The 26,485-nt window shown below is 39.4% G+C and carries 23 protein-coding genes, 1 riboswitch and 1 other annotated feature; of the genes, 16 read left to right on the forward strand and 7 right to left on the reverse strand.

Annotated features, from left to right (window positions below; all coding sequences use genetic code 11):
* Positions 1-148 precede the first annotated feature (148 nt).
* Positions 149-293, reverse strand: a riboswitch (cyclic di-AMP (ydaO/yuaA leader).
* 160 nt (positions 294-453) lie between these two features.
* The 4 genes from QNH20_RS01880 (at position 454) to QNH20_RS01895 (ending at position 3,302) form a co-directional block, all read left to right on the forward strand.
* A complete protein-coding gene (locus QNH20_RS01880; RefSeq protein WP_283921259.1) occupies positions 454-585 on the forward strand; it encodes a bacitracin ABC transporter ATP-binding protein in 132 nt (43 codons plus the stop codon).
* 151 nt (positions 586-736) lie between these two features.
* On the forward strand, positions 737-1,714 hold the full coding sequence (locus tag QNH20_RS01885; RefSeq protein ID WP_283921260.1) for an ABC transporter ATP-binding protein: 978 nt from the start codon (positions 737-739) through the stop codon (positions 1,712-1,714).
* Positions 1,711-2,514, forward strand: a complete 804-nt coding sequence (locus QNH20_RS01890) for an ABC transporter permease (protein WP_283921261.1) — start codon at positions 1,711-1,713, stop codon at positions 2,512-2,514. The genes QNH20_RS01885 and QNH20_RS01890 overlap by 4 nt, the downstream gene beginning before the upstream one ends.
* Positions 2,515-2,519: 5 nt before the next feature.
* Entirely contained in the window at positions 2,520-3,302 is a 783-nt protein-coding gene (locus QNH20_RS01895; protein ID WP_283921262.1) for an ABC transporter permease, read from the forward strand.
* A 643-nt stretch (positions 3,303-3,945) separates the two neighbouring features.
* On the opposite strand, the gene QNH20_RS01900 is transcribed toward QNH20_RS01895, so the two are convergent.
* Both QNH20_RS01900 and QNH20_RS01905 read right to left on the reverse strand, forming a co-directional pair.
* A complete protein-coding gene (locus QNH20_RS01900; protein WP_283921263.1) occupies positions 3,946-4,641 on the reverse strand; it encodes an ABC transporter permease in 696 nt (231 codons plus the stop codon).
* On the reverse strand, positions 4,634-5,557 hold the full coding sequence (locus QNH20_RS01905; RefSeq protein ID WP_283921264.1) for an ABC transporter ATP-binding protein: 924 nt from the start codon (positions 5,555-5,557) through the stop codon (positions 4,634-4,636). The genes QNH20_RS01900 and QNH20_RS01905 overlap by 8 nt, the downstream gene beginning before the upstream one ends.
* A gap of 491 nt (positions 5,558-6,048) precedes the next feature.
* Here QNH20_RS01905 and QNH20_RS01910 point away from each other — a divergent pair, with 491 nt between their 5' ends.
* On the forward strand, positions 6,049-6,621 hold the full coding sequence (locus QNH20_RS01910; protein ID WP_283921265.1) for a TetR/AcrR family transcriptional regulator: 573 nt from the start codon (positions 6,049-6,051) through the stop codon (positions 6,619-6,621).
* Between the two features lie 44 nt (positions 6,622-6,665).
* On the opposite strand, the gene QNH20_RS01915 is transcribed toward QNH20_RS01910, so the two are convergent.
* Positions 6,666-7,217, reverse strand: a complete 552-nt coding sequence (locus tag QNH20_RS01915; RefSeq protein ID WP_481858084.1) for a GNAT family N-acetyltransferase — start codon at positions 7,215-7,217, stop codon at positions 6,666-6,668.
* 1,157 nt (positions 7,218-8,374) lie between these two features.
* The gene (locus tag QNH20_RS01920) at positions 8,375-8,629 is read right to left on the reverse strand and encodes an alpha/beta-type small acid-soluble spore protein (protein ID WP_283921267.1); all 255 of its coding nucleotides are present in this window, start codon (positions 8,627-8,629) and stop codon (positions 8,375-8,377) included.
* A gap of 104 nt (positions 8,630-8,733) precedes the next feature.
* Positions 8,734-8,946: a binding site (T-box leader), on the forward strand.
* Positions 8,947-8,996: 50 nt separating this feature from the next.
* On the opposite strand from QNH20_RS01920, the gene argS reads away from it, so the two are divergent.
* The 4 genes from argS to QNH20_RS01940 all read left to right on the forward strand — a co-directional run bounded on the left by argS (position 8,997) and on the right by QNH20_RS01940 (position 13,985).
* Positions 8,997-10,691: an arginine--tRNA ligase gene (gene argS, locus QNH20_RS01925; protein WP_283921268.1), complete on the forward strand. Its 1,695-nt coding sequence runs from the start codon at positions 8,997-8,999 to the stop codon at positions 10,689-10,691.
* 73 nt (positions 10,692-10,764) lie between these two features.
* Positions 10,765-11,232 (forward strand): DinB family protein, encoded by a 468-nt coding sequence (locus QNH20_RS01930; protein WP_283921269.1) that lies wholly within the window; start codon positions 10,765-10,767, stop codon positions 11,230-11,232.
* An 83-nt stretch (positions 11,233-11,315) separates the two neighbouring features.
* Positions 11,316-12,497: an MFS transporter gene (locus QNH20_RS01935; RefSeq protein WP_283921270.1), complete on the forward strand. Its 1,182-nt coding sequence runs from the start codon at positions 11,316-11,318 to the stop codon at positions 12,495-12,497.
* 306 nt (positions 12,498-12,803) lie between these two features.
* Positions 12,804-13,985 carry a NupC/NupG family nucleoside CNT transporter gene (locus QNH20_RS01940; protein ID WP_283921271.1) on the forward strand — a complete coding sequence of 394 codons (1,182 nt, stop codon included), beginning with the start codon at positions 12,804-12,806 and terminating at the stop codon, positions 13,983-13,985.
* Positions 13,986-14,071: 86 nt separating this feature from the next.
* On the opposite strand, the gene uptA is transcribed toward QNH20_RS01940, so the two are convergent.
* From uptA to mgtE, 3 genes are all read right to left on the reverse strand, one after another.
* A complete protein-coding gene (gene uptA, locus QNH20_RS01945; RefSeq protein ID WP_283921272.1) occupies positions 14,072-14,665 on the reverse strand; it encodes an undecaprenyl phosphate transporter UptA in 594 nt (197 codons plus the stop codon).
* A gap of 189 nt (positions 14,666-14,854) precedes the next feature.
* Positions 14,855-16,042, reverse strand: a complete 1,188-nt coding sequence (locus QNH20_RS01950) for an FtsW/RodA/SpoVE family cell cycle protein (RefSeq protein WP_283921273.1) — start codon at positions 16,040-16,042, stop codon at positions 14,855-14,857.
* Between the two features lie 208 nt (positions 16,043-16,250).
* A complete protein-coding gene (mgtE, locus tag QNH20_RS01955) occupies positions 16,251-17,609 on the reverse strand; it encodes a magnesium transporter (protein WP_283921274.1) in 1,359 nt (452 codons plus the stop codon).
* 252 nt (positions 17,610-17,861) lie between these two features.
* On the opposite strand from mgtE, the gene QNH20_RS01960 reads away from it, so the two are divergent.
* From QNH20_RS01960 to QNH20_RS01990, 7 genes are all read left to right on the forward strand, one after another.
* Entirely contained in the window at positions 17,862-18,638 is a 777-nt protein-coding gene (locus QNH20_RS01960) for a hypothetical protein (protein ID WP_283921275.1), read from the forward strand.
* Between the two features lie 339 nt (positions 18,639-18,977).
* The gene (locus QNH20_RS01965) at positions 18,978-20,057 is read left to right on the forward strand and encodes a D-alanine--D-alanine ligase (RefSeq protein ID WP_283921276.1); all 1,080 of its coding nucleotides are present in this window, start codon (positions 18,978-18,980) and stop codon (positions 20,055-20,057) included.
* 313 nt (positions 20,058-20,370) lie between these two features.
* Positions 20,371-21,750, forward strand: coding sequence for a UDP-N-acetylmuramoyl-tripeptide--D-alanyl-D-alanine ligase (locus QNH20_RS01970; RefSeq protein ID WP_283921277.1), 1,380 nt, complete (start codon positions 20,371-20,373; stop codon positions 21,748-21,750).
* Positions 21,751-21,787: 37 nt separating this feature from the next.
* Positions 21,788-22,477 carry an alpha/beta hydrolase gene (locus QNH20_RS01975; protein ID WP_283921278.1) on the forward strand — a complete coding sequence of 230 codons (690 nt, stop codon included), beginning with the start codon at positions 21,788-21,790 and terminating at the stop codon, positions 22,475-22,477.
* Between the two features lie 410 nt (positions 22,478-22,887).
* The gene (gene cshA, locus QNH20_RS01980; RefSeq protein ID WP_283921279.1) at positions 22,888-24,387 is read left to right on the forward strand and encodes a degradosome RNA helicase CshA; all 1,500 of its coding nucleotides are present in this window, start codon (positions 22,888-22,890) and stop codon (positions 24,385-24,387) included.
* A 155-nt stretch (positions 24,388-24,542) separates the two neighbouring features.
* A complete protein-coding gene (locus tag QNH20_RS01985; RefSeq protein ID WP_283921280.1) occupies positions 24,543-25,022 on the forward strand; it encodes a PH domain-containing protein in 480 nt (159 codons plus the stop codon).
* The gene (locus tag QNH20_RS01990) at positions 25,015-26,472 is read left to right on the forward strand and encodes a PH domain-containing protein (protein ID WP_283921281.1); all 1,458 of its coding nucleotides are present in this window, start codon (positions 25,015-25,017) and stop codon (positions 26,470-26,472) included. Before QNH20_RS01985 ends, QNH20_RS01990 begins: the two co-directional genes overlap by 8 nt.
* The last annotated feature ends 13 nt before the right edge of the window (positions 26,473-26,485 follow it).

Genomic DNA, 26,485 nt, shown 5'->3' on the forward strand with positions numbered 1-26,485 from the left:
GTTCACCGCCAAATAGTTATAAATATATTGTTCTCTTTTTATCTAAAAAAACCCCGAAAATGCGGGATTTTAAAAAAAAATAAAAAAGTCTACAAGTCATCAATGAATAGACCTGTAGACATTAATTTTTATGTCGCACAAGCTCCACCTTCCTTCTCATATAACGCTTACGAGGTTAGCTGTCGGATTCGGACCATTGAGTAGCCCTACCTAGAAGGATTCACCCCTCGGGTTATTAAATCAGCCCGTAAAAAAGGTTCCCCCGTACCATAAGGATTCAGCGATTTAGAAATTTGAAACCGTTTTTTATCATACTCCCGTGTATAGATAAAGTAAATAAAAATTTTTAAGAAATAATCAATTTTTTTACGATTGAAACAATGTGAATCCATGAATGTTATCCGAAGATCAGTCAATAATAATGGTATTTCATACTAAGATAGGATGGATATTATGTCTAACCATAAGAAACCCTTATTAACGGATGAGTTTTTAGACGAATTGGCAATAGAGATTTCTCAACTATATGGCGGTTCCTTACATGAACAAAATAATGTACTGGAACAGCTGAAAAATAGCGATTAATTCAAAGCGAATAGGAAATGTTTTTTGACTATCTATTGAATACGGACAGTGATATATTTTTTATAAAAATATTTAGAAAATTCTTGACAGAATAAGGGAGAAATGCTACTATTTTCCTCTGTGACTAAAAAAGGCAGGGAGGGAAATCGAATTGATACACTTAGAGGGAATAACTAAATCCTACAAGATTGCCAAGCGTTCAACCGGTCTGCGGCAGGCAGCTAAGGCGCTTTTTTTCCGGGAACATACGATTGTTGACGCATTAATGAACATCTCTTTTTCTATTAATCAAGGAGAGATTGTTGGTTATATCGGCCCGAATGGGGCAGGAAAATCGACGACGATTAAGATTATGAGCGGTATCTTGGTGCCTGACACAGGGAAGTGCACGATTATGGGGTACACACCCTGGAAAGAAAGAACCCAGTATGTAAAAAATATCGGAGTTGTTTTCGGGCAGCGCTCCCAGCTTTGGTGGGATGTCCCGGTAATGGATTCTTTTGAACTGCTAAAAGATATCTATAAGGTTCCGCAACAAGAATATAAATCTACGATCGACCTACTCATCGAAACGCTAGAACTGCAAGAAATCGTGAATACACCCGTCCGTCAATTAAGTTTAGGTCAGCGAATGCGCTGCGAGATTGCAGCTTCGCTCATTCACAATCCCCAAATACTATTTTTAGATGAACCGACCATCGGACTGGATGCGGTTTCGAAAATCGCCGTCCGCCAGTTTATCAAAACGATTAATAAAGAAAAGGGAGTCACCGTCATCCTTACGACCCACGATATGAATGATATTGAGGCACTGGCCGAGCGGGTTATTTTGATAGGAAAAGGGAGTGTATTATACGACGGTTATTTAGAAGAATTGCGGCAGCGGTTTGGCACACATAAAACCATCACAGCGGATTACGGAAAAAATACAAACCCCATCCAAATCCCCGGGGCAGCCACACTATCGTGGACACCGGAACGTGTAGTTCTGAGCATCGATACAGATCAGGTAAAAACCTCTGATGTTATCACCCAATTATCGAACCAGGTTGAGCTGATGGATGTCGCGATTGAGGCACAACCAATAGAGGATATTATCGTTCAGCTTTACAAGGAGTATCAAATATGAAGGTGTATATATCGGTTTTAAAACTGCGGCTTAGCATGGGGATGCAGTATCGGGCGGCAGCACTTGCCGGGGTGGCGACGCAATTTTTCTGGGGATTTATCAGTATTATGGTATTTGAAGCATTCTATCAACATGCTGTACAAACACTGCCGATTTCTTTAAAAGAATTAATTCAATATATATGGCTCCAGCAGGCGTTTCTTGTCTTCGTCATGATGTGGTTTCGCGATAATGAACTATTTGATCTCATTACAAGCGGGAATATTGCCTATGAGCTTTGCCGGCCGAGCGGACTTTACGGATTTTGGTATGCCAAGCTCCTCGCCCAGCGGCTGTCAAGTGCGTTTTTACGCTGTTTTCCCATATTAATTGTTGCCTTCCTTTTACCCAAACCATACAACTTAGAACCCCCGACTAATATAACTGCATTTTTATTGTTTTTAAGCGCATTGCTATTGGGCTTGCTGCTATTAGTCGCCATATCCATGTTCTTATACATATCCGTCTTCATCACATTGTCGCCTATGGGGTCACTCCTCGTATTTGGCGTCCTTAGTGAATTTTTTGCCGGATTAATTATTCCTATCCCATTGATGCCAGAATGGCTACAAAAAATTGCCTATGTGCTTCCATTTCGCTGGACGGCGGATTTCCCGTTTAGGGTCTATTCGGGGCATATCCCAGAGCACGATGCTACCATTGGCATTCTCATTCAGCTAGCTTATCTCACTGTTCTTGTTGTGCTAGGAAGGGCGGCCCTTAATGGTGTACTAAAAAAAGTTGTGGTCCAAGGAGGTTGACCCGGTTGAGCCTATATTTTAAATATCTGCTAATCCACTTTAAATCACAAATGCAATACCGCACCTCATTTTGGCTGCTATCTATCGGTCAATTTTTTATTCCTTTTTCCATTTTTGCTGGTCTTTACTTTTTGTTTGAGCGGTTTGGGCAAATAAAGGGCTGGCAATTCTTTGAGGTGGCGCTTTGCTTCGCGGTTATCCATATGGCCTTCAGCTTGAGCGAATGTTTTGCCCGCGGATTTGATACTTTTTCTAGTTTAATTGTCAAGGGAGATTTTGATCGACTGTTGGTCCGGCCGCGCAGTACCTTTATCCAGGTTCTCGGCTCAAAGTTTGAGTTTACGAGATTTGGCAGACTGCTCCAGAGTGTCATTGTTTTACTATGGGCCTTAAGCAATCTTCCCATTGAGTGGAGTATACCTAAAGCCATTACCCTTGTGCTGATGATCACGAGCGGTGTGTTTATTTTCACCGGTATTTATATGCTTGCTGCTACCATGTGTTTTTGGACAGTGCAGGGACTCGAGGTAGCGAATATTTTTACCGACGGCGGCAGGGAGATGGCGCAATACCCGTTAAATATTTATCAAAAATGGGTCACCCGCTTTTTCACCTTTGTCATTCCTTTTGGAACAGTAAATTACTTGCCGCTGCAGTATATTCTCGGAAAAGCAGGCGGAAGTGACCTAGTTCATATGTTGACTCCGGTTATGGGGAGCCTATTTATCCTGCCTTGCTTTCTCGTCTGGCAATTGGGTGTCAGGCACTATCGTTCAACAGGTTCATAAAAGTTTGGATGGTAGGTAGAAAAGATCTGTTTTGCCGCCGCCATAAAGTAGGTTAAGGATTAGATATAGATTTAACGAAAAAGGATGTCTCAAAAGTAAGGATCATAACCTTTCGAGACATCCTTTTATAGTAATCGATTTAAGCTCATTACATTTAATCAAACGATTGATTAGTATATCGTAATTTTGACTGTGATTAAATCAAACGATTAATTAATATACTTCTTCATTGATTGAAATTTAACCAAACGTTTGATTAGTATACTATATTAATGATTGATATTTAATTTAGCCCATTGTTTAAAGGCTTCTATTTATCTTAACTTTTTAATCAAACGTTTAATTAGTATACCACATAAATGTTTGGTATTTAATCAAACGATTGATTAGTGTATCACATAAATAATTAGTAATTAATCAAACGATTGATTAGTACTTCTGATCAATGATTTTTCAAAAAAAATTAATGACTTTCTGCCAGTTTTTTCGCTTGAAAGCTAATACGGATCAAAATATCCAGCTCGGACTATCCTCATGTTTTTCATAATAATATTTCACCCAGGCTTGAAATTCAGTAACACTCAATTTTAATCAGTAGTCCTCTGATAAATTTTATTAATAGAAAACATCTACTAAACTCTTATTATTGGATTAGATCCACCTTCTCGATATTGTTAATTGCCATATAGGCAATTAACACACCAATAATTGCAAGTGTTATAGGGATGATAATAATATCATTTAATGTCATTCCACCATTGTTAGAGCAAACAATTAAAACAATTATGATCGAGGAGATGATGGTTGTGGGAACTGAATATTTTCGCATACCGAAAAATAGAGGAATCAAGCTCATTCCGGTTGCTGATAGTGCATTCATTAGAACCCTCAATGCATGATTTTTTGCAACTGTAATAGAAAGCGTATCTGGGATATAGTGCATCTTTTCATTAATAAAATAAATCAAAGTAGCGATAATCGTATTCGCAAAGATAATTGCTGTAAATGTAAAGACGACTATAAGTATTAACTTTGCGATAATGATTTTCTTTCTATTGATTGGGTACATAAATAATATCGTAATCGTCTTGTTTTTATATTCGTCAATTATAAGCTTAGCAATTAAAGTGGAAGCGAAGATAATAAAAACAGCTCTGACAAAAGTATCAATTAAAACAAAAATTAATTCGTAACTTTCCATAATAAGTTCATCATCAAATTTTGACCCAAATAGAAATAGAAACATACAGCCGAAAATAAAAGCGGTTGCAATAAGTGCCCCTTTTATTGAACTACCGATTTTATGTTTTTTTATTTCTAATTTTAAAATATTAAGCATGGATCGCACCCCCATTAATCAACTTTAAAAAGTAGTCTTCTAAAGAACTCGTTTTCTTACTTATCGATTCCACTGAAACATCATTTAGGATAAAGGCTTTTGAAATATCCAGTTGAGTGATGCTTGAATCATATATTCGAATGAAGCCATCCTCTATCACTTTAAAATTTGCAATTCCAAGATTATTTTCTAAGATAAAGACTGCTTTTTTAATATTATCTACAGCTATTTCGATATATTCAGTATGCTGTCCATTGATATTCTCCATTGAAACTTCCTCAATTAACTTTCCATTACTAATTACACCAATGGTATCAGCCATTTGCTCTATTTCACCTAAAATATGACTGGAAATAAGTATTGTGATCCCATACTCTTTACAAAGCATTTTAAATAAATCCCTTAGCTCCTTAATTCCAATAGGGTCAAGTCCATTAATCGGTTCATCTAAAATTAACAGATCTGGCTTTGTTATGATTGCACGAGCGATGCCAAGTCTTTGTTTCATCCCAAGTGAAAAGTCTTTAACAGGTTTATCATTAATATCTTTTAAACCAACAAGATCTAGCGCATGCTGAATCGCTTTCTTGTCGTGGTACCCCATATATTCACAATGTAAATCTAAATTTTCTCCTGCAGTTAATTTCTCGTAAAAAATAGGATATTCAATAATCGTTCCCATCCTTTTTAACACTTCATAGGAGGTATCGGTTAATTTTTCTCCAAAAATTTCAATCTCTCCGCTAGTCGGTTTAATTAAATTGGTCATCATCTTCATTATAGTCGTTTTCCCTGCACCATTCGGACCAAGAAATCCATAAATTTCTCCTTTTTTTACATTCATATTCACCTGAGAAATCACTTCTTTACCATGAAACACTTTTGTAAGATTGTTTGTTGTTAATATATAAGACATGCTATATTCTCTCCTCAACAATTGATTACTCTTATTGTAAAAAATGATAATCTCTTTTTTCTTACTCATTTCTTACAAAAATCTTAAGTTCTTAAGAAACACACATGATTCCTTGACTTACAATCCGAGATGAAAATTTCCATCAGGGGTTTTTCTTTTACCCTAATTTCCCATACTGACTAATGCTATGGAAAGTAAAGTTGACGGGCGCTTTTGTGGTGGTTCTACCCTGTATAAGAAACTGTTGGAATTTGAAAAGCGCAAGCGACCATTTAGCGGTGTATGGACTGGAGCGCTGTTCAGGAAAACACACAAGGGAAAGACGCATGATCGATTCTTTCTGTAAAAAAATATGACATTTTCGGTCATGTCTTTTTGACGACTTTCCAAAAGTTTTACATATAAATTTGATACTAATATAAAGCTATGCTATAGTAAAATTATATCAAAGTGACTAAAAAACTAAATTAGTCAAAACGGAGGGAATGAGAATGGCACCAGACAGAAGAAAAATGATTGTTGAAGCGGCAACAAAATCCTTTTCATTATTTGGATATAAAGCGACGACAATGGATCAGGTTGCAAAGCTTGCTAATGTTGGAAAAGGAACGATTTATACTTTTTTTAAAAATAAAGAGGAATTATTTGAAGAGATTATTTCTTCCTTGGTGAAAGAAATGATTGTAGAGGCGGAGGCGGTTCTCCAGCCAGATTTACCGTTTACGGAAAATGTCCATCGTGCCCTATACCGTTTATTAGAATTTCGCTCCCAGCATCACCTCATGATTAAGCTTGTCCAGGAAGAAGCCGAAATGGGAACATTGACGGTTTCCGAAATGCTGCAGCATGTCGAAAATGAGATTATTGCTTATTTACAGCAAAAAATGGAGACAGCCATTGCAAAAGGGGCCCTCCCAGCAATCAACACTGAAATCACTAGCTTTCTATTGTTAAAAATGTATATTGCCCTTGTGTCTGATTGGGAAAGAAACCACGAACCGTTGAGTTCGGAGCAAATCGCTGAAATTATGAAGGTATTTCTTTTGAAGGGGCTTCCAAGGTGATAGAAAAGGCTTGTGCCAACAACTGCACAAGCCTTTTGTCATTATTAATTTTGCATTTTTAGCCATTCGTCACGGAGTATCCCCATAATGACACGGTCATACTTCTTCCCGTCCCTTAGTACTGCGCTTCTCATTGACCCTTCCGTTTTAAAGCCAACCTTTTCATATGCTTTTATTGCCTGAAGGTTATAGGAAATGACATCAAGCCCAACGCGATTCATGTTTAGTTCATAAAAAGCATAACGAAGAATCAGGTTCAGGGCATCTGTCCCGTAGCCTTTGCCACGATGGTCCGGATTTCCAATGCCGATTGCCAGCAAACAAGCCTGATTGTTCCATTCGATGCCGTGAAGGGCAACAAAGCCAATCAGCGTGTCATCATCAAGAGTACGCAGCCTGAATTCGAAATTCTTAGAGCCGTTCCTTTTCGAAGCGTCATATTCTCTCAATGCAGCGGACGATTTTGGCACCGCAAAATCAGTATCGACTTTTCGTAAATAATCACTATTTTCCTGCCAACGAGCCATTTCCTCCGCGTCTGAATCTCTTTCAGCGGTTAATTTTAGATACTTTCCTTTAAATAAATCATTCATCATCATTCATAATTCCCCCTAATTTTTTTAGCGGGGGCAGTTGCACATTGTATCAGGTTTACCTGAGGCCCCCTGTATTACCAGTGTTTTCGGGTTCCTGCAATGAGCGATAGCATAGGCACATCTCCTCTAAACGTAATCTAGCTTAAGTATAAGATTTTTTTGAAGATTCGGCAATCTATATTTTTACTCTACTTCTGTCAGTGTCTTTTTCCATTAGACTTAAAAAATACCTAACAAGAAAAGAAAGATGGAGCCAATTGTTATGCTGATTCCAAATCCAAAAACAATATGGTAATCGTTCGCAAAGATACTCTTATTCTTGTTGTTCTAAAGGACAAAACGGCCTGGGAAAACGTAAAAAGTGTCTTTAATAGAGGGTCTTAAGGACAAAACGGTCTGAGAAAGAATAAAAAATGTCTTTAATAAGGCCTCTTAAAGACAAAACGGCCTGAAAAAATGTAAACAATGTCTTTAATATGGAGTGTCTAATTGCACAAGATTGATTCAAATTTGAGGTATGTTGCTATAAGTGGATTTTATTAGGGAAAATCGTAGAAAAAGTCTACGTTAAAAGTTTTTACGTGGATATTTCTTCTGCTTACTAACAGGGATTTGTCCTTCATCAGGCTAATGAAAACCATTCCTTTCGCCTACCAACAGAGATTTGTCCTTCATGGAGCTAATGAAGACCATATCTTCCGCTTACTAACAGGGATTTGTCCTTCATCAGGCTAATGAAGATCATTTCTTCCGCTTACTAACAGGGATGTGTCCTTCATCAGGCTAATGAAGACCATATCTTTTGCTTACCAACAGAGATTTGTCCTTCATTGAGCTAATGAAGACCATATCTTCCGCTTACTAACAGGGATTTGTCCTTCATCAGGCTAATGAAGACCATTTCTTCCGCTCACTAACAAGAATTTGTCCTTCATCAGGCTAATGAAGACCATTCCTTTCGCCTACCAACAGAGATTTGTCCATCATGGAGCTAATGAAGACCATTTCTTTCGCCTACCAACGCGGATTTGGCCTTCATGGGGCTAATGAAGACCATTTCTATCTCCACCCTACGAAGATTTGTCCTTCATCAGCATAATGAAGGACAAACCGCCAGCTGCCCTACGTCAGTCAAAAGGTACATAATTAACCAAGCATTACTGTTTTTTACTTAAATTCTCTTGTGCCATTTTAACGAGCTCGCGAACCATGCTGCCGCCAAGCCTGCCGCCGACTTTTCCAGCCTGTTCGGATGTGAGCTGGCCGTTATAGCCTTTTTTCAAGGGGACACCGACCTCTTCAGCAGCTTCAAATTTCGCATTCTCTGGGTTTGCAGTTTGAACGACCTTTGCTTTAAGTGCATCCAATCCTTTTCGCGCTTCCGGGACAAGTATTTTATTTCTTCTGGCCATAGGAAATCCCTCCTTCCATAGTAGGATTTCCTTAATAAAAAAAATTCATCAACATGACTGGATAAATCCTAATGTTTCCAGTATAATAACTGGTAATCAAGTTGGAAAAGTCAATGAAAAAGAGAGTAGTTATCTAGGAAGTGAAAGCGAGTCAGGGGTGGTGTGAGCCTGATACGGAGCAGATAATGAAGCGCACTTTGGAGATGCTGACCCGAACCAAGTAGGGTACGCCGGAGAATCCTCCGTTACAAAGTAAAGCCGGTTCTTTTTGAACAATTAGAGTGGTACCGCGGGATTATCAAACTCTCGTCTCTTTATATAAGAGGCGGGGGTTTTTTGTTTTTTTAAATAAAAGGAGGTCAAAAAAATGAATTATAAAAAGGAGCTTGCAGCCATCCTATTTGAACTGCTAGACCAGGAAATTACTGCAGCGGAACTAGAACTAATGATTGAAAAACCAAAAATCGCTGCACATGGGGACTTAGCCTTTCCATGTTTCACATTAGCCAAGCTAAAAAGAAAATCGCCCAATCTGATTGCGCAAGAGCTAAGTGAAAAGATTCAATCGCCTACATTTGAAAAGGTTGAAGTTGTGGGCGCGTACCTTAATATCTTTTTAAATAAAAAGCTGGTTTCGGAACAGCTCATCAGCAGCATTTTCGAGCAAAAATGCCATTTCGGTGCCCAGGAATTTGGGAATGGAGGCAATGTACCGATCGATATGTCGTCGCCGAATATTGCTAAGCCATTTTCGATGGGACATTTGCGTTCCACTGTAATTGGAAACTCTATAGCACTTATTACAGAGAAATGCGGCTATAAGCCCATCAGAATAAACCATCTTGGTGACTGGGGTACACAGTTTGGGAAGTTAATTACCGCCTATAAACTATGGGGTGATGCCGAAAAGGTAAAACAAAACCCTATTAAGGAGTTACTCGCGCTATATATTAAGTTTCATGATGTAGCGGAATCAGACCCATCACTCGAAGATCAGGGACGCAGCTGGTTCAAACGGTTAGAAGATGGTGATGAGGAAGCCCAAACACTGTGGCAATGGTTCCGAGATGAATCGCTTAAAGAGTTTTCAAGAATTTATGAGTTGATGAACGTCCAATTTGACTCCTATGCGGGCGAAGCATTTTATAATGACAAAATGGATCGGATCGTCAAGCTGCTTGAGGAAAAACAACTGCTAGTAGAATCCGATCAGGCGATGGTAGTCGAGTTAGCCGAAGACCAGCTGCCGCCATGCTTAATTAAAAAATCTGATGGTGCAACACTCTACGCCACTCGTGATTTAGCTGCCGCACTTTACAGAAAAGAGAACTACGACTTTGCCCGATCCTTATATGTGGTCGGTCATGAACAAAGCCTTCATTTTAAACAACTAATTGCCGTGTTAAGAAAAATGGGTTATGAATGGGCCGAGAAAATGGTTCATGTTCCATTTGGAATGATGTTAAAAGACGGTAAAAAGATGTCGACACGTAAAGGCAAGGTTGTTTTATTAGAAGAGGTATTAAATGAATCGATTTCGATGGCACGGCACAATATCGAAGAGAAGAATCCAAACCTGGCAAACAAGGATGCTGTATCGAAGCAGGTTGGAGTGGGTGCGGTTATTTTCCACGACCTAAAAAATAACCGGATGAATGATATTGAATTTTCCTTAGAGGAAATGCTTCGCTTTGAAGGGGAAACAGGCCCATATGTCCAATACACCTTTGCCCGGGCATGTTCGATTTTACGGAAAGCGAATTGGAAGGCGGATATACAGCCTGAAAACTACACGAATTCTTGGGAAAAAGAATGGAAGGTGGCAAGCCTGCTAATGGAATTTGCACCTGCCATTAAAAGAGCTTGTGAGAACTTTGATCCCTCACAGGTGGCTAAATATATTGTTGACCTTGCCCAAGCCTTCAATAAATATTATGCCGAAGTAAAAATCCTCGAGGAAAGCAGCGAACGGGAAGCGCGCTTGGCCCTTGTTTATTCGGTAACAGTTGTTCTGAAAGAAGGCTTGCGACTGTTAGGAATTGAAGCACCGGAAGAAATGTAAGAGCGTTTTACTTTAAAAATTACCTGATTTTGGTATAGAATAAAGCTATGAAATGAGAGGGAGGCTAAAATGAATGAGTGAACTATTATTTAAGAGCTTTGAGTTGACCAGGAGTTATTTTATTAAAATTGTCGAGGCTTTAGACGAGGCGATTCTAGATGTCCAGCCGCACGGTTTTAACAATACGATTCACTGGCATGTTGGTCATGTTTTGACAGTTGCTGAACAGTTTATGTTTGGCTTTCCGAAAAAATCAACGAGTCTCCCAGCAAATTATATGGAAATTTTTGCAACAGGTACGAAACCAGCCGACTGGCAAGGTGACGTTCCATCTATGCAGGAATTATCGGCACAGTTAAAAGAGCAAACGAAAAGAATCAAGGAAATTCCGGCAGAAAGCTTTAACGAAAAGCTGAAAACTCCGTTTCTAGGTCAAGAAACCTTTGGTGAACTTGCCAACTTTGCTATTTTTCATGAGTCTCTTCATTTAGGCCAAATCCAAGCAATGAAACGCGTCATTGAAGCTGCTAATGCAAAGTAATACATTTTGACATGAAATTTCGTTTCTACTTGTCGTAGAAACGTTTTTTCATTGATTAAAAAGAGAGGAAGACTTCACTTTATATGGAAAAACAGCTAAGAAAAGAAAAGATATGGACAAAAGACTTTGTTCTTATCTGTTTTGCTAACTTCTTTATCTTTCTTGGATTTCAAATGACGCTCCCAACTATTCCTCTGTTTGTGGAAGATTTAGGCGGTAATGATCAATTAATCGGGTTTGTCGTAGGGATCTTTACCTTTTCTGCCTTATTACTGCGCCCATATGCGGGAAAATCACTTGAAACAAAGGGAAGGGGATTTGTTTATCTCATTGGTTTAGCCATTTTTGTCCTATCGGTTGGATCCTTTGGATTTTTAACGAGCATCACCTTCTTATTTGTGATGCGCGTTGTTCAAGGGGCCGGGTGGGGATTTTCCACTACTGCCTCCGGAACGATTGCCTCGGATTTAATTCCTGCTTCTAGAAGAGGAGAGGGAATGGGGTATTATGGGTTGTCTGGCAATTTAGCACTGGCAATTGGTCCTTCTCTAGGGCTGATTTTAACCGGCATCATTTCGTTTAAACAATTTTTCTTAATTTGTGCCGGATTAGGATTGGTAGCTCTTTTGTTGTCTTCAAGAATTACCTACAAAAAGGTTGAACCAAAGCAGAAAGAGACAAAAGTAAAGCTTGATCTTTATGAGAAAAATGCATTGAAGCCGTCGATGCTGATGTTCTTTATCACAGTAACATTTGGCGGGATTGCTGCATTTCTACCATTATATACGGCTGAAAAGCATATTTCCGGTATTCAAATGTACTTTCTCTTATATGCACTTGCATTAATGGCCACAAGGACTTTCGCGGGACAGATATATGACCGAAAAGGACATCAGGCTGTCTTTATCCCCGGAACATTGTTAATATTGGCAGGGATGATTTTGTTATCGTGGCTCCCAAACAGCATGATTCTTTTTTTAGCTGCTGTTTTGTATGGTCTAGGTTTTGGCATGGTACAACCTGCCCTGCAGGCGTGGGCTATTGAAAAAGTTCCAATGCATCGAAGAGGTATGGCGAATGCTACTTTCTATTCCTTTTTCGATTTAGGTGTGGGCTTAGGGGCAATGGTGTTCGGTCAGATTAGCCATCTGCTCGGATATAGCAGTATTTATATAACATCTGCTGTTTCCATTTTCATTTCGATGCTCCTTTATTTCTATTTTTTATATAAAGGCCGGGTAAGTGTGGCCCAGCAAGGGTCATAAAATAAGCTAGAATGAGAACAATAGTGGTTGAACGAAGGTATGGGGAAAATTCTCATACCTTTTTTATATTCCCTTTGGGCAGAAAAGAATGGATGATTCAATGGAAAAAGGGAAAAAATAAAAATTAGATGATAATGAATAACCTGAATTTTACCAATTCCTTGCAAAGAGTTGACACCGATAATAAGCAAATCTTATAATCAGGTTTATGTGTTTGAAAACGTTGTCGTTTTTTGTCGAAAAATTTAGTTGATTTATACTTTTACAGCTCAGAGATATCATCATCAGAAAAGGGAGAGAGCGTTTTTGAAATTTGTTATGTTTTTGGTGGCATTAGTCGTTATTTTTTTGCTTGCCTTTATCGTAAGTAACGATAAAAAAGGGATCAAATTCAAGTCGATTGGTATCATGGTCATTTTACAGCTTCTATTTGCTTATTTTTTCCTTAATACAGAAATAGGGCTTGTGCTAATTAGAGGAATTTCAGGAGTATTTGAACATCTTCTAGCATATGCTGCAGACGGGGTTAATTTTGTTTTCGGCGGAATCGCAAATAAAGGGGAAGCACCATTCTTCTTGAACGTTCTAATGCCGATTGTTTTTATTTCCGTATTAATTGGAATTGCTCAGTACATAAGAGTCCTTCCGATTATCATCCGTTTCCTAGGCATAGTTTTAAGTAAGGTGAGTGGGCTTGGGAAATTAGAGTCTTATAACGCGGTGGCATCTGCTGTTTTTGGCCAATCTGAGGTGTTTATTTCAGTAAAAAAACAGCTTCCATACCTTCCTGAACATCGTATGTATACATTATGTACCTCGGCAATGTCGACGGTGTCGGCATCGATATTAGGGGCGTACATGACAATGATCGAACCAAAATATGTGATCACCGCACTGGTATTAAACTTGTTTGGCGGATTTATCATTGCCAATATTATTAATCCTTATGAAGTAACAGAACAAGAGGATATTATTGATATTCAAGAAGAAGAGAAGCAAACTTTTTTTGAAATGCTTGGGGAATATATTTTGGATGGTTTCAAAGTGGCCATCATCGTCGGAGCAATGCTAATCGGTTTTGTTGCCCTAATTAGTATTATTAATCATGTGTTTGCTGCGATTTTCGGCATTAGCTTCCAAATGGCGCTTGGTTATTTGTTCGCACCATTTGCATTTGTCATTGGGGTACCTTCATCCGAAATTGTCGATGCAGGAACCATCATGGCGACAAAATTATTATCGAATGAGTTCGTTGCGATGATTGATTTAGGAAAAATCGCAGATTCATTGTCAAGCAGAACCGTTGGAATCATTTCTGTCTTCCTTGTTTCCTTTGCTAACTTTTCATCGATTGGAATTATCACTGGTGCTGTAAAAGCGTTAAACGAAAAGCAGGGAAATCTTGTCGCGAAGTTTGGCCTAAAATTACTTTTTGGCGCAACACTTGTAAGTCTGTTAACCGCTGCGATTACGGGTGTTATGCTTTAATGTTCTTTTTTTAATGTACGGCTTATTTTTCATGCATTATGACTTTTTTAACATATAATGGAATAAAAAACCACCGAATCATCAAATTAATCGGTGGTTTTTTTCGTTCTCTTGACTAAAAAATAAATAGCGCCCAAAACAACTGCGGCAATAATGATTGGCAGGACATATGGCTGGGCAAATTCTTTCACATGAGACCAGTTCTTGCCCAATACTTTTCCTAAGTAAAGGAAGAGAATCGTCCACGGCACAACGGCTGCCACGGTGTAAAGGGTAAATTTAGTTGCTGACATTTTGGCAATTCCAGCAGGAATGGAAATGGCATGTCTGACAACAGGTATGAACCTTGCAGAGAAAATCACACCGGCCCCATATTTTTCAAACCAACGTTCCGCAATATCAATATGACTCTTTTTAATAAGAACATATTTCCCGTATTTTTCTAAAAAAGGCCTTCCGCCATAATAGCCTGCCCAATATAAAAATAGCTGGGCAAGCGTGCCGCCGATCGTACCGGCAATAACAGCACCGACAAAATTGAGATGACCTTGTGAAATCATGTAACCGCCATAGCCTAAGACAATTTCACTTGGAATGATTTCTATCATTAATCCTAAGGCAATACCGAAGTAGCCTAGCTGGGATAAAAATTCCAAAATAGAGTTAATAAACTGTGCCATAGTTCACCTTCGCTTATGTAAATAATAGAGACCAACATTAATTAGTTTATACCAGTTTGTCTTATATTCAAATTAATATGGTACTTTTCTTTAAGAAATTCCTATATTTATAGAAAAAGGCAGTAGAGCCTTGTAGTTTTTCGGAAAATGTCTAGCACCAGCTCCTGAACAAGCGCTTCCGCTTTTCTATTAAGCATTTAACGAGTTTTCGGATGAGAACATATACGTTTTATGGTGGTAGCGAATGCTGTATACAAGACCCATCGCAAACATATTCCCCATGAGAGAGCTGCCGCCATAGCTGATGAATGGTAGCGGAATTCCAGTAATCGGCAGTACTTGAATTGTCATGCCGATATTTTGGAAGACATGAAAGGTAATCATACTAATAATTCCAGTACAGATATAGGTATTAAACGGGTCATTGGCATCTAAAGCAGTCTTGACTAAATGAAAGATAAGCAGAAAAAAGAGACCAATGACGATACTGCCGCCAACGAAGCCATACTCCTCACCAATAACACTAAAAATGAAATCAGTATGGGCTTCCGGGATATAAACTTCGCGATCGCCTAACCCTTTTCCGGTTATAAGTCCTGAGCCAATCGCAGTTAACGACTTTAACAAGTGGTAGCTCGAACTAGTTGCATGACTATAGGGATCAAGCCAAGCATAAATTCGGTTAAACTGATAGGTTTGCACATGGAGGTATTTTTCCAGAAATTCAGGCTTGACTAATACAAGATAGAATATAAGGGCTGCAAGGGATGCCCCCGCACTATATATCGGGATAATGATTTTCCATGAAATACCGGAAATCAAGATAATTCCTGTTAAAATGGATACGATGACCAGAGCTGTCCCAAGATCGGGCTGGAGCATAATCAATCCAAGCGGCACAGCTGTTGTAATGCCTAATTTTAAAAGTAAAAGAAAGTCAGTTTTTAATGATTTTTCAATATGCTTTTCGTGGTGGGTTGTAATTAGACGGCTTAAGGCTAAAATCAAAAAAATTTTTACGAATTCTGACGGCTGAATCTGCCCGATTCCTTTAATGACAAACCAGCTTTTTGCCCCGTTTCTTACAGGGGCAATGGTTTCTGGTGCAACGTAAACGCCAATAAGTAAAATCAGTCCGAAGCCATATAAATACCAGGAAAGCCGCTTATATTGATAGCCGTCGATGAAGATGGAGACGGAGATAATGGCGGCCCCTATTCCATACCAAAAAACCTGCATAACTAAAAAATTCTTCCCGCCATATTGTCCCGATGCTTGTGCACTATAAATAGCCGCACAGCTGACTAAGAAAAAAAGAAATAATAATAATGTTAAAGTCCAATCAAATCGATCGGCTTTTTTTCTGTATATATCCATCGGACACACCCATTTTTTTCTATAATGATCTACCTCATATCAGCAGAGAAAGGGTTCGCTAACAAAGCTTATTCGGAAAAATATTACATCCTCTTATATATAACGATTCCATACGCGAAAGGTTTCATTTAATTTTTTTTATATCTTTGGACTTCGGAAACTGTCCAGCTCCGGCAGCCAGCCGCTACTCCCGCTACTTCCGCTTTTCTTACATTAAATACTTTAAAAACATAGTGGCAATGCCAAAGTAGGTGAGTAACGAAAAAATATCGTTTAAAGTGGTAATCAGCGGCCCAGACGCCACCGCAGGGTCAATCTTCAAGCGGTAAAGGATTAGCGGTATAATCGTACCCGCAAGTGTCCCGATAATGAGAGTGAAAAATAAGGAGCAGCCGACAACAGCGCCCAATATCAAACTTCCCTGCCAGATATAAGCAATAATAGCAATTAGGACGGCACAGGTGATGCCGATGGTGATGCCGACACCGAGCTCCCTCGTTATTAAGCGGGTAATCACGCGCTTATTAATATCAAATGAGATCAGCCCCCTGACAACAACCGCAAGTGATTGCGTGCCGGTGTTTCCCGTCATCCCGGCAATCATCGGCATAAAAAATGCAAGGGCTACGACCTGTTGGAGGGTTTCCTCAAAACTACTGATGATTCTTCCTGAAATAACGCCAATGAATAATAGTAAAATCAGCCATGGAAGTCTTCTTGCTGCAGCGACCAATGTTTTCGTTTCAAAGTCAATTGCTTTTCCTGATGCCGATAACTTTTCAATATCTTCATTTGCTTCCTTTATGACGACATCAATAATGTCATCTACGGTGACAATCCCGACAAGGACATTGTTTTCATCCACAACCGGGATTGCTAAGAAATCATATCGTTCCGCAGTACGCGCCACGACCTCTTGGTCAGTTGTAACCGAAACCGAAATGACCCGTTCATACATAATCGTCCGGATTTTTTCCTCCGGTTCCGCTAACAGTAAATCTCGGTAAGAGACGACCCCAACAAGCTTTCGTGCTTCATCAATGACATACAGATAGTTAATCGACTCTGCAAACTCAGCAAATATTTTAAACTTATCGACTGCTTCTCTGACAGTAAAATAATCTCGGATCCAGACAAAGCGGTTTGTCATAATTCTTCCGGCTGTTTCCGGAGGGTAATTCATAATGCCTTTCACTGCTTTGGATTCTTCTATGTTCATGCCTGATAGAAGTGAATCCTTTTTCTCAGGGGACAGTTCATTTAATAATAATGCAAGGTCGTCATTGTCCATTAAATCTAGAACTTTACTGGATTTTTCGATGCCAAGAATGTTTAATAAACTAAGCTGTTCTGACTTTGGAAGCTCCTCCATCAAGTCAGCAAGGACGTCAAATTTTAAAAATAATAGAAACCTTCCTTTATGTTTTTCCGGTAATTCCTCATAAATTTTTGCTACATCATAGGGTTGGAGTTCATCTAAAATGATTTCAAATTCCGCTTTTTTGTTTTCTTTTAAGGTTTTTATAATATAAAGACTGATTTCATCGGGAGTCATATCTTTAATCATGCTTTATATACACTCCTTTCATTAGGTGCATGGATGACAATTTGTCTACAATTAGACAAAAGAACTAATAATATTATAGTGGATGTAAAAATAGTATGTGTAACACATGATAGTTTTTTGTAAAAGAATTGAAATATGCTAATTGACCTATTATTTGATAAAATAAGGAAGTATTTACAAAGAGCATTTGGAAGTTTCATGGAAACTGCCGTTAAATATTAATAAAATGTAGTTGAACGGGGGAGTTTGGCTTTGAAAAAGCATCATCAAGACATACGGGATCTCATCTATATTCATTTAAATCAAACAGACCAGTATGTACTGTCCTATGGTATCGAATTCGCTGAATTTACTGCTGCTTTTTCAGGTTCATTAAATCATCTTCTTTTACTGGCGCACCGCTTTGATGATGCTGATTTTAATATGCATACGCTGCTCGAATATTGTCCGGAAGAACGAATTAACAAGTTAGCTGCGGAAGATGTATATAGTTACGGAAATTTCTGTTGGATCGACTTTATTGAAGAAGAAGTATTGAATGAACTTTCAGGTCAGGAATTAGCAGAATTATTATACCTAGGCCATCAAAAGCAACATTTAAAATTGCCTTTTTATAATAAACTGGGAAACCGTTTTGTTTATTTGGCCCATGATGATGGCTGGTATAACAAGACCTATTACCGCAGCTTCAAGGATTTTTTTCATTTACTTAGTGAAGTGATTGCCGGTAAACTTGGGGAGATGAAGCTGGAAAAATCAATCTTTGGGATGCGAAAGAAACGCGACTATCCACAGGTTAATAAAGAAATTCTTCTTTCGTTAACCCCCTTTATCAAGGAAGGAATTTGCATCTCTTTAAGAGATGCAGACCATCAGCGCGGCCGGATTGAAATTCCTATCTGGGTGATTGGCGATTTCGCAAATATGGATGATATGGTGGAAGAATATGAACAAATCTCCAATAAACCATACCATGCGAAAATCATCTTTGATAAAAAAACAAAGGAATGGAAACTAAATGTCATTTAAAATCTCTCCATTTTGGAGAGATTTTCTATATAGATAGTATAAAAATCGACTTTGAGAATTGTCTTGCTTCAGCGCCCGGCGGCAAGTGGACATACGCCGCTATAGGGGCGCTTTTCGCTTTCCTGACGCATAAGTGCAACTACGCCTCTGTCTTCGCCCTTAGGGGCTCGCCAATTGGCGAGTTTTCTTTATAGTAGAACAATTGATTGTTTTGAAGCAAGCTATAGGAATCATAAAATATAGATAGGAAAAAACATAAAAAACACGTCTGCCACATTTCCTTTCTTATTAAATAAAGTGTTAAAATATAACCGTGAAAGAGAATATGGAGGTTTTGGTATGAAAACAAAACTAGGTTTGTTATATGGAGGAAAATCCGCCGAGCATAAAGTATCCTTACAGACAGCACTTGCAGTAATTCGAGCATTAGATCTTGAGAAATTTGAAATTCACCCTATTTACATAAATGTTGATGGCGAATGGATTAAAGGTCCGCAGCTAAGTGGGCCAGTAGAAAACGTTAAAGCACTTGAATTTTCTAACGACAATTCATTATCACCATTATCGCTTGCTCCATCACTTTTCCAATCGGAACAGGAAGAAGCAGAATCCCTTGATGTTATTTTCCCATTGCTGCATGGACCAAATGGCGAAGACGGAACGGTTCAAGGGCTATTGGAATTAATTAACTTGCCTTACGTCGGGAACGGAGTACTCGCTTCAGCTGCTGGTATGGATAAAGTAATGATGAAGAATGTATTTGCACAGGCTGGTCTCTCACAGGTAAACTATGTTGCTTTTATTAAAAGCGAATGGGAGAATACGAAGGAAGAGGCTTATGTAAAGGCAGAAGCTGAACTGGGGTATCCGTGCTTTGTAAAACCGGCGAATCTTGGTTCAAGTGTAGGAATCAGCAAGTGTACTAATCGTGCTGAATTAGATATAGCGTTTGTGGAAGCTTTCCAATTTGACCGTAAAGTTATTGTTGAAGAAGGTGTCACAGCCCGTGAAATAGAAATTGCTGTCCTCGGAAACGATTATCCGGAATGTTCTGTAGCTGGTGAGATTGTTCCGAAAACGGATTTTTATGATTACAAAGCGAAATATGAAGATGGCGATACAGCGCTGATTATTCCTGCCGATATAACAGAAGAAGAGTATGAACAGCTGAAGGAAATGGCGATTCGAGCGTTTAAAGCATTGGATTGCTCCGGACTTGTTCGGGCTGATTTCTTCTTAACGAAGGATGGCAAGGCGTTAATTAATGAGGTTAATACAATGCCTGGCTTTACGCCGTTTAGCATGTTCCCGCTTTTGTGGAAGCACACCGGGATAGAGTATCCTCAATTAATTGAGCGACTGGTGAATCTAGCAAAAGAAAGACATGCGGAGAAACAAAATATTAAATATACTTTTTAACTGACTAAGACAACGGAGACACGGCTGAAGTGCCGTGTCCATTTATTTAGAAAAGCGGAAGCGCCCGCTTTGCGGCGTATGGACTGGAGCGCTTCGACTGAGATAAAGGAAACACGGAGAGCAATAGCGATTCGATGTTGACTTATCGTAGGGAGAAGAGCGAAGTACACTAGCTGCTGGGCGCTCCTCGAAAAAGCTAACGCTTTTCTTTCGTGCGAGGTATCGCTTCCGAAGCTTATTCTTATGGAGCTAGACAGTTATCGAAGTAAAATAAATTTTTTTGTTATTTAATATGGTAAAGGAGGATATCAATTTGATAAAACGCTCTCTGAAACAAATTTCGAAAATGGTTTCTGCCACCAATGATATCACCCCGTTTGAAGACTTGATTATTGAGGGAGTGACGATTGATTCTCGAAAGATAAAATCGGGAAACTTGTTTATTCCATTTAAAGGAGAATATTCGGACGGCCATAAATATGTAGAGGAATCGATCCGAAAAGGCGCGTCGGCAGCCTTATGGCAAAAGGATGTCCCAAATCCACCCACCCATTTGCCAATTGTTATGGTCGAAGACTGTCTTGTTGCCTTACAGGAATTAGCTCGTCAATATCGGAAGGAATTACCTGTTAGAGTGGTCGGAATTACGGGAAGTAATGGAAAAACGACAACAAAGGATATGACTGCTGGTTTATTATCGACCCAGTATAAAGTGCAAAAGACGGAAGGAAACTATAATAATCATATCGGCCTGCCATTAACCGTTTTAGGCTTAAATGAAGACACTGAAATTGCTGTCCTTGAGATGGGAATGAGCGGCAGGGGAGAAATTGAATTCCTTACAAAACTTGCCTGTCCTGATGCTGTTGTGATTACCAATATTGGGGAATCACATCTTCTTGACCTTGGTTCAAGGGAAGGAATTGCGGAAGCAAAACTGGAAATCCTTCAAGGGCTCCGTGATGGCGGACTTGCAGTTCTCCATGGTGATGAGCCGCTGCTAATGGAGCGAATCCATCAATATCAAGGCAATGTCAACATTCAGACATTTGGCAGAAATGAAACTAATGATCTATATCCAACAGAAATCACTCAATTTAAGCAAGGGAACTCCTTCAAAATCAATAATGTTGACATTATCTTTGAACTCCCTGTTCTCGGTACGCATAACATTTTAAACGCGCTTGCATCGATGTTAATTGCTAATTATTTTTCTATTCCATTTGAAAAAATGAATGCTGGCTTAGCAAGCATTAAGCTGACAAATATGCGTATGGAGTTAGTTGAAGGGCAGCATGGGGAAAAAATTATTAACGATGCCTATAACGCAAGTCCTACCTCGATGATGGCAGCTATTGAATTAGTGTCAAATCTCCAAGGATATAAGCGGAAAATCCTTGTTCTTGGTGACATGCTAGAGCTTGGCCCACAGGAGGCGCAATACCACCAGCAAATTGGAGAAGGTTTAAGTGCTGATAAACTTGATTATCTCTTTACTTTTGGTGCGCTCGGCGAGGAGATTGCAAAAGGTGCAAGAAATGCCTTGGGGGGACAGAGGGTGTTTGCTTTTACAGATAAGACAGAACTCATTCAGAAATTAAAAACGTTCATCGATGAACAGACACTCGTGCTTGTTAAGGCTTCCCGTGGTATGAGGTTAGAGGAAGTTGTTTCAGCCTTACAAAAAAAATAAAGTAATCATTTTGCGATAATTGGCAGGTGTGATAAAGATGATTGGCTGCTTACTTATTCATGGCTTTACGGGTGCTCCCTATGAAGTAGAGCCCCTGGCCGAGTATTTGCAGGAACGAACAGATTGGTTATTTAGCGTTCCTACGCTGCCGGGACACGGTGAACCAGGTTCTTTAAAGGGAGTCCGCTATCAAGAGTGGATTGATCATGCCGAAGCTGAATTGAAAAAACTCATTGAAACCTGTGAGATCGTGTACGTGATTGGTTTTTCAATGGGGGGGTTGATTGCCAGTTATCTTGCCGCCAATTATCCTGTGGACAAGCTGGTTCTTTTAAGTGCAGCTGCATACTATATTAGTCCTAGGCAGCTCGGGGCCGACATAAAACAGATGATATTCGATTCCTTTCGAGGAAACTTACAAGAAAATGAATTATTTCACCGTTATAAAAGAAAAATAACAGAAACCCCTTTAGCGGCGACATTGCAATTCCGCAGGCTTGTTTCTTTTATTAAGCCTCTCCTAAATCAGGTGAAAGTGCCGACATTGATTGCACAAGGGGAATGTGACGGGATTGTGCCGCCCAAAAGTGCTGAATACTTATACCAAACCATTGGTGCGAAACAGAAAAAACTCACTTATATAAAGGATTCGAAACATCATATTTGCCACTGTGAGGAACGTACTGCCCTATTTTCTCAAGTGCTGGACTTTTTGATGGAGCGGTAAGGCTGTTTTAGGACAGTTTTAAACATGTCTTTATTGCAAAATGCTGGCGAAAGTGGTATGATAATCATCAACGTGTCTAAAGAACGATTGAAAAGGGCATACTCCTTTGGGGAATGTTCTTTTTGTAGTGAAAAGGGGCGGAGCGCGGCAAAAACGATTCAGAATATCCTATCATAGTGTAAAATAAATTTTTTTACTTTAAATTAGGATAGATCTAAGCTCTGCTTTACACCGCCTTTATATGTTGGTGTATAACTCATAACCCTGCTCAGTTCTATGATTGGGTTTGAAGTTGAAAGTCATATTCGTTTTTTATAGTAAATTAAAGCAGCAACTATTACCGCATTTGATGCGTGTGTGAGAATATATTCAGCACTTTAGCAAAAACATTTTCAAATAGAAAAAGGAGAATGAAAACATTGACAAAGTTTCAAGACTTAGGCCTAAGCCAGGCTACGTTAAAAGCTGTTCTCAAAATGGGTTTTGAGGAAGCGACACCAATCCAAGCAGAAACGATTCCATTGAGCCTAGAAAATAAAGATTTGATCGGCCAGGCGCAAACTGGAACAGGAAAGACAGCTGCATTTGGGATTCCGTTAGTGGAGAAAATTGACACGAAAATGGATGCCATCCAAGGGATTATCATTGCGCCAACACGTGAGTTAGCGATTCAAGTATCAGAAGAGCTATACAAAATTGGTGCCGGGAAAAGAGTACGTGTGCTCCCAATTTACGGCGGTCAGGATATAAGCCGTCAAATCCGCTCATTAAAGAAAGCCCCTCATATTATTGTCGGTACACCAGGACGTGTATTAGACCATATTAACAGAAAGACTATGCGTCTTGACACGGTTAATACGGTGATCCTTGATGAAGCTGATGAAATGTTAAACATGGGCTTTATTGAAGACATTGAGTCAATCCTTGCTTCAACACCTGTAGAGCGCCAAACATTACTATTCTCAGCAACCATGCCAGGACCAATTCAAAGAATGGCAGAAAAGTTTATGAAGAATCCACAAATTGTTCGTGTTAAAACGAAAGAAATGACTGTTCCTTTGATTGACCAATATTACCTTGAAGTTCAAGAAAGAAATAAATTTGATGTATTAACAAGACTTTTGGATATACAATCACCAGAATTGGCCATTGTTTTTGGCCGTACGAAGCGCCGTGTTGATGAGCTTGCAGAAGCATTGACTTTAAGAGGATATACGGCTGAAGGTATTCATGGTGATTTGAGCCAGGCAAAACGTTTATCTGTCCTTCGCAAATTTAAAGAGGGAACGATTGATGTCCTAGTTGCTACAGATGTTGCAGCAAGGGGCCTTGATATTTCCGGCGTTACACACGTATACAATTTTGATATCCCACAAGATCCAGAAAGCTATGTACACCGAATCGGCCGTACAGGTCGTGCTGGTAAAGCGGGTGTAGCGATGACGTTCATCACTCCGCGTGAAAAGTCTTATCTTGCTGTCGTTGAAAAAACAACAAAACGTAAGATGGAAAGAATGAAGGCTCCAACACTTGATGAGGCACTTGAGGGTCAACAGCGTGCTGTTGTCGATAAGATTGTCCAAACAATTGAGTCGAACAATCTTCATTATTACAAAGCTGCTGCAGAGGAATTGCTAGAGGCAAATGATGCCTCAACAGTAGTGGCAGCGGTTTTGAAGATGTTAACGAAAGAGCCGGATACCACTCCTGTTAAATTAACGGAAGAATCACCACTTCCACAAAAAAGAGAAAGAAAACATTTTGACCGTGGTGATCGTGATCGCAGAAGAAGAGACGATTCACGCGGTGGCTATGGCGACCGTCGCAAAAAAGCACCGGTAAAGCCAAGAAGCGGTGAAAAAAGAACCGGCGGTAAATCATCAAAACCAAGAAGCTATAATCATCAATAAATTTTAGAAGAGCATGGACAATAGCGTCCATGCTCTTTTCTGTTGGTTTCATAACGAATTTATTGGGTTTACTTATTGGAAAAAATATTATCAGATGACGAAATTTGTAAAAAAACATTGTATACTAAAAACAATGGGAGTTAGGAGGAAATTGGATGTATTCTGAGCCAGAAAAAAGAATTTCTGAAAAAGCTTTGAAGGTTTGGCGGATTTCGGGTGTCATAAAGTCAGTGATTGGTTGGTCTATAACTGGTTTGGCTATTTTTCTATTACATATTTTTGATGGACCATCTTGGATTTCAATGATTCTAATTGTACTGGGTGTTATTTTTCCGTGTTTACATATTTTTGTTTTTCCTGCCTTAAGATGGAGGCGCTGGAGATATGATGTCCGTGAAGAGGAATTGGAGTTGCAGGAAGGGATATTTATTGTCAGCCGGACGCTCGTCCCGATGGTTCGTGTTCAGCATGTCGATACAGTGCAAGGGCCGATTTTGCGAAAATATAATCTGGCCTCGGTTGTTGTTCATACAGCGGCTACAGCTCATGAAATTCCTGCGTTAAAAGAGGATGAAGCTGAAGAATTGCGCTTCTATATTTCTAAATTGGCAAGGGTGGCTGAAGAAGATGTCTAAACCTAAACGACTTCACCCGATTGTCAGTATCCTACATACCGGTAAAAGAATACGAAACCTGCTGATACCGCTACTTGCACTTAATTTTTCCGGGGCAAAAGACGGTAAAGAACAGTTATGGATTTCGCTTGCCGGCTCATTCATTGCAATCATCATTACTTTCTTTACCGGCATCCTATCTTGGCTGAGATTTACATACCGTTTTGAAAATGATGAACTCAGGATTGAATATGGAGTTTTTGTTCGTAAAAAAAGATATATCCCGTTTGATCGGATTCAAAGCATCGATCTTTCTGAAGGTGTTTTACAGCGACTGTTTGGCTTAGTAAAAGTACAGATTGAAACAGCAGGCGGCGGTGGCGGCGAGGAGGCTGAAGCTGTCCTTTCAGCAATCACGAAAGAAGATGCCCGGGTTATCCAGGAATTTGTCGCAGCAGCTAAAGATCATGGAATAAATACAGCTGAGGCTGCGCAAGAGAAAGAAGAAATCTATAAAATTACAACAAACCAATTAATGCTGCTCTCGTTAACATCCGGGGGTGTAGGCGTGGTGATTTCCGCCGTTTTTGCATTACTTTCACAATTGGATGACTTTATACCTTATAAAAGATTATTTGGCAGCGGTATAGAAAAATGGGCACTTCATAATCTTATCTTAGTTAGCATTTTGGTTTTTGTTGGCTTTTTCATAGCCTGGATTATTGCTCTTGTTATGACCACAATGAAATATGCCAATTTTTCGGTGGTGAAATCGGAAAAGGATATTGTTATTTCTCGAGGCCTCCTGGAAAAAAGACAAATAACAGTTCCTTTAAATAGGATTCAAGCGATCCGTATTAGTGAAAATAATATCCGGCAAATTCTTGGTTATGGCACTGTTTATGTAGAAAGTGCGGGCGGATCTGCTGCAAATCAGGAGGGAGCGAATGTTACACTGCTGCCGATTGTAAAGATGCAACAAATTCGTTCGATTTTAGAACCATATTTGCCGGAATATCACTTTGGGTACTCCTTTACACCTGTACCAAAACGGGCACTGCTGCGATATATCGTCAGAAGCTCGTTTGTAGTTGTCCCAATCGTCATTGTTGCACTTATCTTTTTAAAGGTATGGGGATTGCTTTCATTGCTTATTCTAGCGGTTGTGATGGGAAATGCAGTATTAAAATATAAAGCTGCCGGCTGGAGTCTCGATCAACAGCAGTTAAGCTTAAGGTTTCGGACGATGAATAGGATAACGGTTTTGATGAAGAAAAATCGGATTCAAAGCTTAGAAATGCGGGAAAGTCACTTTCAACGGAAACGGGAGCTCGGAACAATCGAAGGAAGTGTAAAATCGGGGGTTGGCGGTGCAGGGGGTACTGTCATTGATATAGAAAGAAGCGACCTGCAAAAGATTTATAATTGGTATTCTCGGAAAAAGAAAAACAGGGATACAGCCGATTGTTAAGTTCGGCTGGAAT

It is taken from the genome of Neobacillus sp. WH10 (genome assembly GCF_030123405.1).
In the GTDB taxonomy this organism is placed as follows: domain Bacteria; phylum Bacillota; class Bacilli; order Bacillales; family Cytobacillaceae; genus Neobacillus.